The organism is Silvanigrella sp. (assembly GCF_044369315.1).
Taxonomy (GTDB): domain Bacteria; phylum Bdellovibrionota_B; class Oligoflexia; order Silvanigrellales; family Silvanigrellaceae; genus Silvanigrella.
The window spans coordinates 1-10977 of sequence record NZ_JBIPMD010000097.1 but is presented as its reverse complement, the minus strand read 5'-3'; the positions used below and the strand labels follow the sequence as shown (position 1 = coordinate 10977).

The 10977-nt window shown below is 31.0% G+C and carries 11 protein-coding genes; 4 read left to right on the top strand and 7 right to left on the bottom strand.

Annotated elements, in window-relative coordinates:
* On the top strand, positions 1-99 hold a 99-nt coding region (locus ACIQ56_RS09310), incomplete at its 5' end, for an IS3 family transposase (RefSeq protein ID WP_397599331.1).
* 87 nt (positions 100-186) lie between these two features.
* Here the strand turns inward: ACIQ56_RS09310 and ACIQ56_RS09305 are convergent.
* On the bottom strand, positions 187-627 hold the full coding sequence (locus ACIQ56_RS09305) for a hypothetical protein (RefSeq protein WP_397600792.1): 441 nt from the start codon (positions 625-627) through the stop codon (positions 187-189).
* A 45-nt stretch (positions 628-672) separates the two neighbouring features.
* Positions 673-1152: a hypothetical protein gene (locus ACIQ56_RS09300; protein ID WP_397600791.1), complete on the bottom strand. Its 480-nt coding sequence runs from the start codon at positions 1150-1152 to the stop codon at positions 673-675.
* 753 nt (positions 1153-1905) lie between these two features.
* Here ACIQ56_RS09300 and ACIQ56_RS09295 point away from each other — a divergent pair.
* Entirely contained in the window at positions 1906-2445 is a 540-nt protein-coding gene (locus ACIQ56_RS09295) for a transporter substrate-binding domain-containing protein (protein WP_397600793.1), read from the top strand.
* A gap of 373 nt (positions 2446-2818) precedes the next feature.
* On the opposite strand, the gene ACIQ56_RS09290 is transcribed toward ACIQ56_RS09295, so the two are convergent.
* Genes ACIQ56_RS09290 through nuoD form a run of 5 tightly spaced genes read right to left on the bottom strand, consistent with a single transcriptional unit; the run spans position 2819 to position 8431 of the window.
* A complete protein-coding gene (locus tag ACIQ56_RS09290; protein WP_397600790.1) occupies positions 2819-3409 on the bottom strand; it encodes a NuoI/complex I 23 kDa subunit family protein in 591 nt (196 codons plus the stop codon).
* Positions 3410-3419: 10 nt separating this feature from the next.
* Complete coding sequence (locus ACIQ56_RS09285) at positions 3420-4889, bottom strand: 2Fe-2S iron-sulfur cluster-binding protein (RefSeq protein ID WP_397600789.1); 1470 nt, start codon at positions 4887-4889, stop codon at positions 3420-3422.
* A gap of 5 nt (positions 4890-4894) precedes the next feature.
* On the bottom strand, positions 4895-6187 hold the full coding sequence (gene nuoF / locus ACIQ56_RS09280; RefSeq protein ID WP_397600788.1) for an NADH-quinone oxidoreductase subunit NuoF: 1293 nt from the start codon (positions 6185-6187) through the stop codon (positions 4895-4897).
* A gap of 11 nt (positions 6188-6198) precedes the next feature.
* Entirely contained in the window at positions 6199-6717 is a 519-nt protein-coding gene (locus ACIQ56_RS09275) for an NAD(P)H-dependent oxidoreductase subunit E (RefSeq protein ID WP_397600787.1), read from the bottom strand.
* Positions 6718-6727: 10 nt separating this feature from the next.
* Entirely contained in the window at positions 6728-8431 is a 1704-nt protein-coding gene (gene nuoD, locus ACIQ56_RS09270) for an NADH dehydrogenase (quinone) subunit D (protein ID WP_397600786.1), read from the bottom strand.
* An 87-nt stretch (positions 8432-8518) separates the two neighbouring features.
* Here nuoD and ACIQ56_RS09265 point away from each other — a divergent pair, with 87 nt between their 5' ends.
* Entirely contained in the window at positions 8519-9289 is a 771-nt protein-coding gene (locus tag ACIQ56_RS09265; protein WP_397600785.1) for an L-threonylcarbamoyladenylate synthase, read from the top strand.
* A 600-nt stretch (positions 9290-9889) separates the two neighbouring features.
* On the top strand, positions 9890-10762 hold the full coding sequence (locus ACIQ56_RS09260; RefSeq protein WP_397600784.1) for a TcdA/TcdB pore-forming domain-containing protein: 873 nt from the start codon (positions 9890-9892) through the stop codon (positions 10760-10762).
* Positions 10763-10977: the final 215 nt, after the last annotated feature.

The following is a 10977-nucleotide window of genomic DNA, read 5'->3' as shown; positions in this document are numbered from 1 at the left end:
GTCATAGAATATATAGAGGTGTTTTATAATCGAATTCGTGCTCATTCTGCCCTTGATTATCATGCACCTTTAGAATATGAAGAAAATTATGAAATTTAATAGTCCACTTTTCGGGGATCATACCAGAATTAAATCACTTTAAACTAATTTAGAAAGCAGAATGACCTAATATTTTGGATTAAGTAATTAGGGTTCTATAATTTTTATTCTAGGGATACATGAATCATGACTACTGGTTTGTGTTGATCTAAAAAAGCAGTAATGAATTTTTGCAACTCCCCCAAAAACATTTTCTTCATTTCCAAACAAAATCCACTCAGAATACCTATTATCAGCAACTTGCGCATAACGATAAGATGGGCCAAATTGTTTTAAGCATTCATTTTTGAATTCTTCTGCTTTTTCTCTTGGAATTGTAAAATAGTATACGATGCTATATATGTCTTCGTTAATATTTTCATAATGCCCCTGAATTTCAACACTTACTAAAACATATTGATTATTAATTAATAACCAATTCCATGACTTTTCCACTGAAGCACAAATTACGTATTTTGTGTCTGCATAAATATGACTCACAATAAATATACAGATATTTAATAACAAAAATATTTTAATCCATTTCATTAATTTGAGCCCTTTTACAATTGAATTATATAATTTTTATGCTAGCTAGTTTGCTTCTTTTGCCAAATCAATTAATAAAGCACGTGAAAGATCTGCTGCATGAAATGCATTCTCTTGTTCTGGACGAACAGAGCAATTATTAAAATGGAGCGCAAATTTAAAGATATTATTATTTGTAGGATTCATTTTATCAATTTGAACTACTTTCAAAGTGAAATTTTCAATACTATTTGGATAAAGCTGACATCTTGGATTCTTAATAAAAGAAGTTTCTACATAAGTAAACTCCTTTCTTAAAGAATTAAGTAAATTAGCAACAGGTTTTGATAATTTTTTTTCACGAATTCCATAATGATCAATTGTGATTTTAGAATCGCAATCTGAAATTGCAATAGGATCTAAAGTACAGCTATAAAATTTAATTATTTTATCTGCACTATAAGCTTCCATGACTAATTTATCTGCATCTAAGGCATATATATTTGTAACCATTGATAATGTAAATAAAGTTACAAATGTTTTCATACAAAACTCCTTTTTAATTGCTGTTTTTATGTAAATTTAATATTCAAAATTAAATTAATTTCACATAATACTATTTAAAATATCATAAAATATTTGTCAAACATATTTCTAAACTCTTTATTTATAGAGAAAGTTATATTGATTTTTTAATAAATGCTTCATTTTTTTTATTTAAAAAAATTTTGGCTTTTCATTTATTTTTTAAAAATATATAGGAAACTAATCTAGAGTCGTATAAAAATAGAACTATATAAAAGATAAGACTTTGTTTCACAATACAATATCTTTTATTTTTGAATAATAGGAAACTTAAATTTTATATTTTATATTTTATTCATTAAAATTAGATTCTATCTTGTTTAAAAATAATTCTATTATAAAATTTTGTATTGTTTAATACGAATCATTAGAAAATATTAAAAAAAACGTTTATATTGCATCATTACTTCTAGCCCGCAATTATAATAATTTAAAAATTTTCAAATATTCTAAATATTAATTTTTCAGAGGGAGTTCTTGTATAAATTGCACAAGCTATCAAATTTATCATGTTATATTTATTTATAAATAATATTGTGTTATTTTAAAATTATCAAAATAATTTCTTTTTTTGAAAGGCTTTCAATATGAGTAAAACAAATATTCTTATAAAATTATCAATTTTTTATCTTTTATACTTAATTTAAATAATTCTTATGCAATGAAAGATCAAAAAGAAATAAAAATTGCGTATTATGAAAATTACCCCCCCCAATTTATTATAAAGAAAATAATGAATTAAAAGTGATTTTAATAGATATATCAAGACATATATTTCAAAATAAAATAAAATTTAAATTAGTACAAAAGGGTTTTCCATGGGAAAGTGCGCAGATGCTTGTTAAAAATGGAGAATTTAATTCTCATTTTACTGTGAAAACGGATAAAAGAGAAGAATACTTATTATTCCAAAATAGAAATACAACTTTAACCAGAGATGTTATTGCTTATTCAAAGAAAAATAATTTAAAACTCGTAAAGATATCAAATTTATACAATGTTATTGCAATGATAAATTTAAACAGAAAAGATATTCTTATTACCGCTAATGACTTAGGAATTAAGTACATTATAAAAAAGAATAATATATATATAAAATATCATCTTTGTAAAAAACCTTCAGAGATTGAATTTAAATTTTGTCTTCTTAAAAGTTTTCCAAATTCAAACGCATTAATGGCTGAATTTAATAAAAATCTCACAATTGCAAAAAATTCGGGAATTATAGATAAAATTATTTCAAAATACCTTTAAAGCATAAATATAAACTCAACAAAGCATGTAGGTATGGTCTAAAGACGGTTCTGCCCCAGAAATAAATTAATTAAAACTTATTTGTCATTTCCCTTAGACAATTGGACTATTCCCAGAGTGCTTAAGTCTTGAATTGATATTTCAGAAGATTTTAATTTTACTGGTTATACAGTCTCAAGATCTTCTGAGATATTGATGCTCAGTCCGCAAAACTATGGGTCAAATTCAGTCCAATCTCCTTTGAACAAGATATTAATATTATTAATGTATCAGTCCGAATGCCTAAGGGAAATGACATTATGAATAAAAAAAACAGAAGAAAAATTCAATTTAAAACTTTTCTTCTGCTAAAAGTATTACTGATAATTAAAAATTAATGGCCATGACCATTGTGACGATGAATGTTTGGTAAATTACTATTCACAGATTCATCTTTTACATTTTCTTCTTTTTTAGAAATTTGTTTATCGCCAAGACGTTTTTTATTTTCGGGACGATTTAATAAATAGTCTTTGGTATAAACCCATTTTTGTTCTGGTAAACCAGCCATAGAATATTCTGAACCCAATCGAATGGCATCGACAGGGCAAGCTTCTTCACAGTAGCCACAAAAGACACAACGTAAAATATCAATTTCAAAACGAACAGGATATTTTTCTATCCCTTTATCCTTAGACTGACCCGCTACAATTGTAATACATTGTGCAGGACAATTTGTAGCGCATAAAAAACAAGCCGTACAACGAACTTCACCTGTTGGCCTTTTTGTTAAAAAGTGCGCGCCTTTAAATCGTTCGGAATATTGATATTCCACTTCGGGCCATTGAATGGTAACGGAATCTTCCAGTTTCAAAAGTTGTTTCGCAAAAACAGATATGGTTTGTCCAAGACCTAAAAGAGTAGTGGAAAGATATCCATTTTTTAAACTTTTTTGAGGATCTTTTGATACATTGATATATCCCATATTGAATGCCTCACACTTTCATTTCAGAAAAAATATCCTCAATTCCTAGCATTGCTGGGAACACGGGAGGATTTGCTTTGAGTTTTTGCGCAATACCATTGAAGTTAACAAAAGTACCATTTTTCTCGGAAAATACTTTTGTAGGCACAGCAAGAGAAAATTTCTTTGTAATTGGATTTTTTGTAGTTCCAAAATAAATAACATTTGTTAACTCAGCAAATCTTGTTACTTCATTTGAAAATTGAGAGTATGACTTTTCAATTTCAGGACCAAAAACAATTGTGAGAGAAGCATTTTGAGATGCTAATACCGAAAAGTCACCACTCAAAGAAATAGGACTTATAGAATTACGCTCTAATAATTGTTTTAATCCAACCGTATTTGGATTGTGATCACCACGGAATAAAATGCCATCAAAACTGTCTACTTTTTCATTTGCATCACGCCAAACATATACTTTAGGTAACGAACCTAAAACAGATTTCAAAGAGGAAAAGATATTTTCATATTCTTCATTTGTATATTGAGGCGTTAATACGACAGCAACTTGATCGGCTTTTCCTTTTAAAGAAGAAAGTTTTTGAGCCAATTCATTTTTCACAGAATCCCAAGGCAAATGTTTTCCAACCGACATGGGAACAGCCAAACGTTCTTCTGCATTTAAATGATGGTACATTGTTCTACCATAATCACACATCCAATGACCGTTTACTTCTTTATTTTTACGCGGTTTTAACCGATAATACTCACGCTGATTCTTGTGTTCAAACAAAGTAACGTTACAGCCTGTTGAGCATCCTGGGCAAATTGTTTTTGTTTCACTTAAGAACCAAACACGACATTTAAAACGGAAATCTTTTGCTGTAAAAGCGCCAACAGGACATATATCAACAATATTGTAACTATAATTATGTTGAATTTTACGATTTGGGAACGTTCCAATAACAGAATGATCGCCTCTATTAAAAATTCCAAGTGCACTTGTTTTTGTTACTTCGTCTTCAAAACGAACACAACGAGAGCATAAAATACAACGCTCGGTATCAAGTACAAGGTTGTCACCAACATCGAGTGCTTTTGGTTTTAGCACTTTATCTTCATCCATTTGGGATGTGTACTTACCGACTTTCATATAATAATTTTGTAATTCACATTCACCAGCTTGATCGCAAATAGGACAATCGAGTGGGTGATTGATAAGGTGAAATTCAAGAGCCCATTTATGAGCATCTTTTACTTCATCACTTACAGTAATGACCTTCATGCCTTCCGTGCATGTTGTATTACAAGCAATTTGAAGTTTTGGCATGCCTTCAATTTTCACCATACAAAAACGACAGACACCCGCAACGGAAAGTCCTGGATGCCAACAGAAACGCGGAATTTCAATTCCAAGCAATTCGGTTGCTTCAATTACAGAAGTTCCTTTTGGTACAGTTACTTCTTTGCCATCAATTGTTAACGTAACAGTTTCTGACATTTTATTTACCCTTTAAGATATAGTTCAAATTCATGCGCATATTTTGCAATAATTGCACGGGCAGGATCGGCAGCAGCATCAGAAAGAACACAAATTGTTTTTCCACGCATATTATTTGCAACCGTGTTAATGCGATCGAAATCTGCTTTTGTCGCATTTCCTTTTAAAATGTGTTTGGACATTTTATAAAGCCAACCCGTACCTTCGCGGCAAGGCGTACATTGACCGCAAGATTCATGCGAATAAAAATCCATTAAATTTTCTAAAACAGAAGGCATACCAACACCTTCTGGAATAACTATGATGGCTCCAGAACCTAACATGGATCCTGCTGCTGCAATGGATTCATAATCGAGTGTTACGTTTTCACATTCTTTTGCAGTTAATATAGGAGCTGATGATCCACCAGGAATAACAGCTTTTAATTTTTTTCCATCTAATAAGCCGCCGCAATCTTCATTTAAAAAACGCATTAAAGGATAACCAAGTGGCATTTCATAACATCCAGGGCGAGCAATGGGACCGCTGACATTAAATAATTTTGTTCCAGGAGATTTTTCTGTTCCGAATTTTTTATAAGCATCGGGACCATTATTGATAATCCAAGGAACGACAGCAAGAGATTCCACATTATTTACGACAGTTGGTTTTCCTAAATATCCTTTTACAGCAGGAAAAGGTGGCTTTAATTTAGGTTGTCCTTTTTTACCTTCAAGAGAAGAGATTAATCCTGTTTCTTCTCCACAAATATAGGCGCCTGCTCCCGAATACACATCCATATGATGTGTAAAACCAGAGCCCATGATATTTTCACCAAGGTAACCCGCATCATAAGCTTCTTGAATTGCTTTTTCGCACCATTTTATTTCGTTATAAAATTCGCCACGAATATAGATATAACTTTTTTGTGCTCCAATTGCATAAGATGCAATAATTTTGCCTTCAACTAATGAATGTGGTGTTACTTCAGAAATGTAACAATCTTTATAAGTACCAGGTTCACCTTCATCAAAGTTTGTAATTAAATACTTTTCACCAGGACCTTTTGGAACAAAACTCCATTTTAATCCTGTAGGAAATCCTGCACCACCACGACCACGAAGACCCGATGCTTTTACGGTATTAATAACATCTTCAGAGGACATGCCGCCTTTTAAAACTTTTTCAAGCGCTTTGTATCCGTTACTTTTTTCAATGTATGTTTTTATATTTCGTGAATCAGGATGACCTTCAAGGCCGAGCAGAATACGAAATTCATCAGGCTTACGACCTTGATATTCGTCCTTAATAACGGGCATGAAAAGTCTCCTTATTTCTTCGCATTTGCTGCGCAATTTATCGCAGCTTTTGGCAATTCTTTTGAACAGTATTCTTTAATAAGCGCCAACGCCTTTTCAGGTGTTACGTTATTGTGGCGATCTTTGTTAATTAATGTTGAAGGAGCATATCCACATTGACCTAAACATTCAACGCCATGAACTTCAAACGGAAGTTGTCTTCCTTCTTTTTCTGCTTTTTCAATTTCTTTGCGAACAGCAAGAATGGTTTCATTCGCGCCTAAAAGCCAACAAGAAATACTTTTGCATATTTCAAAACGATAAGGTTTGGGAGGTGATTGTCTATACATTGTATAAAACGTGAGAACTTCACGAATATCTACAGCGGATAATTCAAATTCTTTTTCTAGGGCATCAACATCTTGATCTGAAATCCAATCTTTTTCATCTTGGACTGCATGAAGAATAGGGAGAATGCTAGAACGTTTTGTCTCATATCTTTTGAGATAACCTTCTATGGTTTTAGTTAATTCTTGTGAAAAATATGGCATATATTGCCCCTTATCTATCTAGTTCGCCTGCAATGATGTTAATACTACCAAGTGCTGCTACGGCATCGGCAAGAAAGTTACCGTGTACCATTTCTGTAAACCCACCCAATATTGAAAAACATGGTGCTCTACATTTCACTCTGTAAGGATTTCCAGAACCATCAGATATGACATAGAAACCAAGTTCACCATTGGCAGCTTCGCTGCGATGATAAATTTCACCTTTTGGTGGTTGAACACCTTTAATAATCAACATAAAGTGATTCATTAATCCTTCTATGTTACCATAGACATCTTTTTTAGATGGCAAAACGATATTTTTATCGGGAACATTAATAGGACCTTCTGGCATATTTTTAAAACACCAACGTAAAATTTTGATACTTTGACGAACTTCTTCCATTCTAACAAGGTAACGATCATAAGTATCGCCATGTGTCCCAACGGGAACATCAAAATCGACTTGATCATAAAACCAATAAGGTTCTTCTTTACGAATATCATATTCAAAACCAGTTGCTCTTAAACATGGGCCTGTATATCCATATTGAATGGCACTTTCTTTTGATAATATTCCGGAGCCTTTTGTTCTTTGTACAAATATTCTATTTGAAGTAACAAGACTTTCAATTTCTTGGTGACGTTTTTCAATTTTATCGACTACGGCACTGCACTCATCGAGCCAACCTTCAGGAACATCAAAACCCATTCCACCAATTCTCATTAAAGAAACAGTAAGTCTTGCGCCACAAAGTTTTTCAAATAAGGTGTATATATGTTCTCTTTCTTCAAATAAATAAAAGAAACCTGTAATTGCACCTAAGTCAACAAGATTTGCACCAATACAAACATAGTGATCCATAATTCGAGAAAGTTCATCGATGATCATTCGCATCATTTGTGCACGTGGTGGTACTTTAACACCGATTAATTTTTCTACCGTTTCACAAAATGCACTGTTATTCATAGGAGAAGAACAATAATTTAATCGATCGGTATAAGGAATAATTTGATTATAATTATGTGTTTCACACATTTTTTCAAAACAACGATGTAGATAACCGATTTCTACATCCATTTCTTTAATTCGTTCTGCGCCATCTATTACAGACATAAAACGTAACGTACCATGTGTTGCAGGGTGCGCTGGACCGATGTTAATCCACATGAGATCTTCGTGATCGTATTTTGCCATAAGGCGTTGACGATCTTTATCAAATGTATTTTCAAGCGCTTCACCGCGCATGGGTTGATTTTTATCTGCCGGATAATCCTTACGTAAAGGATGACCTACAAATTCATGATGAGTTAAAATACGACGCATATCGGGATGGCCAGAAAAATCAATTCCGTACATATCCCAAGCTTCACGTTCATGCCAATTTGCGGTTTTCCAAATATCATGAATAGAAGGAATGGATTCTTTTTCTCCAACCATGCATTTTACACGCAAACGTTTTTTATGTTTTGGTGCCAGTAAATGGTAAACAACATCAAAACGCTGGTCTCTTTGAGGCCAATCCACACCACATAGGTCAATTAAAAATTGAAATTCATGTTTATCACGAAGACAAAGCATGACTTCTCTAATTTTTTCTTTGGCAACTGTGAGTGTTTGTTCACTTTCAAATTGCGCGCGTTCTTCAAACTGCCATGATTCAGCAGAAACAATATTTTTTAAATCTTCAATAATAGTAGCGTAAAAAGCATCCATCGCGGATATATCCTCCCCTGACGTGCTACAATTTCGGTGCCATAAGAATTCATATCGAATCATATGTCAACTTGCCGTTAACAGAATGTGAAAGAAACTCAAGCAGTCAAAAAAGATGAAATGACAAATGCAATTTCACATTGTAAAAACTCATTCTCTCATAATGAGAAAGAAGGCAATCTCATGACCCAAGTTTTAAGCATACATCAAAAGAATCCTGATAAAAGACGCATAAAGGAAGTCATCGAAATAATTAACAGGGGAGGTATTATACTGGCACCAAGCGAAACGGGTTATTGTTTCATTGGAAGTGCTTCCTATGATTCCACTCATGAAAAATTATTAAAACTCCGTCCAGGACATCCTAAAAACAAACCATTCAGTCTTTTTTGTAAAGATATTTCTCAGGTAAGTAAGTTAGCGTATCTTACTACTCAAACATTTCGGATTGCAACAAGAGCATGGCCGGGTCCTTATACATTTATATTACCTTGCACTAAAAATACGCCAAAAATTGCTGCGGGTCCAAAGCGAAAAACTGTGGGCATTCGAATTTCCAATCATCCTATAATTCAAAGTATCACAAACGAAATGGATAAACCTCTTTTAGTAACAAGTATTACAGATGATGAAGAACTCATTGCACAAGATTATTTTGATGAGAATATTGTCCACGATTTTTGGTGGACAAATGTATCCGAAATTTGCAAACAAGCTCCATCAGGAATTATAGATCTTGCTATAAAAAATGATGAAATTGTTCCCATAAAAGTATCTACCATTGTTGATTTTTCGCAAGAGCCACCTGAATTAATTCGTGATGGCGGATGGGACCTCGAATTTTTAGGTCTAAATTAATTTTAATAGGAATTAAATCCATTTTTGCAAAATAAAAATTCTCATTATTCCACTTCTTTTTTATTATTCATTTTATTTAATAAACTTAATTCACAAAAGGTTATGGAATTCAAAGCCACCTAACTTAAAAATATTTTTATACATTTTTTAGATATTCACTTGATAATTTATAATTTTATGATATTTCAAAAATCATCTAAATAAATATTTAGATGATTAAAATAAAATAAAAAACATATAATATTAAATAAAGAATACTTTATTATTATATGTTTTTTTAGTTAAAAGGTGATTTAAATAAAACTCCTTATTCTAAAAGAATTAAAATATACGCCATTAATTCTTGCTATTTCCACTTCAATTTTAGGTTGTAAAAAAAATGAAAACAATTCTGAGGAAAATAATAAAATTAATTTAGTTCACTTAAATAGCGCTACAAATCCTTGTACTTTTTTTAATTCAAATATTGATAATTCATTTGAAATTATTGAAGAAATCACTTCGAAAGAAAACTTTGAAAAATACAAAAAAAGACTAGCTTCTCTTAAATCACTAGAAACAGATGATATACATGAAAAATATAATATTATAACAGATCTAATGTCATTTTTAAACAATTTTGGAGATGGAAATGAAAAAATTAATAAATTAAAGCATGACTTTAATAACGAATTAAAATATATAAAAGAAGAAATAAAATATAAAGCCGAATATTACTCAATGCATTTCAAAATCGCATTAGATAAAATAAATAATAATAAAAATTTAGTTCCAAACTTATTTTCACTGAATAAAAATTCAAAATCAATTGAGTTTTACGATGAAATTTATAAATCAAAAAAAGAAATTAAAATTAGCTCAAATGAAGATTTTCAAAATATTCAAAAATTTAAAGAACAGTTAGAATATCACAACAATAGTTTAGCTTTTGAAAACCATCCTAATCAAAATGAATATTTTTCTAATATAAACTTTGGTCTATCTCATGCTTATATGATTTCATTTATGATTGAATATTTTTCTGATAAAAATTCAGATTATTCTATTCATAAGAATGACACAACATTACAAAAAATTATAAAAGCACATACTTATGTAAATATAGCTCAATTAGCGAATGATGTGATAACAGATACTTCAAAATCATTGCTATTAATAACTGAAATAAAGAATAATTATAAATTTAATTTAAGAAACATAATTAAGATTGAAAACAAAATCGCAAGAATTGGAAACAAACTATCAATAAGTTTAAATACAGCAAATTTTATTTTTGATCTTATAGAAATTATAAATGCAAAAACAATTACAGAGAGAGTTAAATCCGAAGAAAGATTGGCAACAGACTTAGCTGCGGCAAGTTTAGGGTTCTTAGGAGATGGAATCGCTTTTATTGCAGGAGAATCAGCCACTGCCTTTTCTTCCTTTTTAGCAGTTCCTATATTTGGAGTAACTTATGGGATTAATGCCTAAGCAGATGTAGTAGCCGATGTAACTATAAAGCCACTGGAAATAGCAAAATATTTTTACGATTATGAAAATAATCATTATCTTATTTCTGATTCTAATGTCTTTATTCCTAATACTTCAAATAATATTCTTTCATTAGCACATAAAAATTTTAAAAATACCTTAGAAAAACCAGAACATTTAAACATTGTTATAAGTGAATTAGACTTAAGTCATAA

Excerpts from the sequence above, each read along its gene's own strand:
- ACIQ56_RS09305 (WP_397600792.1), bottom strand. The coding sequence starts at position 627 with ATGAAATGGATTAAAATATTTTTGTTATTAAATATCTGTATATTTATT.
- ACIQ56_RS09300 (WP_397600791.1), bottom strand. The coding sequence starts at position 1,152 with ATGAAAACATTTGTAACTTTATTTACATTATCAATGGTTACAAATATA.
- ACIQ56_RS09290 (WP_397600790.1), bottom strand. The coding sequence starts at position 3,409 with ATGGGATATATCAATGTATCAAAAGATCCTCAAAAAAGTTTAAAAAAT.
- ACIQ56_RS09285 (WP_397600789.1), bottom strand. The coding sequence starts at position 4,889 with ATGTCAGAAACTGTTACGTTAACAATTGATGGCAAAGAAGTAACTGTA.
- nuoF (WP_397600788.1), bottom strand. The coding sequence starts at position 6,187 with ATGCCCGTTATTAAGGACGAATATCAAGGTCGTAAGCCTGATGAATTT.
- ACIQ56_RS09275 (WP_397600787.1), bottom strand. The coding sequence starts at position 6,717 with ATGCCATATTTTTCACAAGAATTAACTAAAACCATAGAAGGTTATCTC.
- nuoD (WP_397600786.1), bottom strand. The coding sequence starts at position 8,431 with ATGGATGCTTTTTACGCTACTATTATTGAAGATTTAAAAAATATTGTT.
- ACIQ56_RS09260 (WP_397600784.1), top strand. The coding sequence starts at position 9,890 with ATGTCATTTTTAAACAATTTTGGAGATGGAAATGAAAAAATTAATAAA.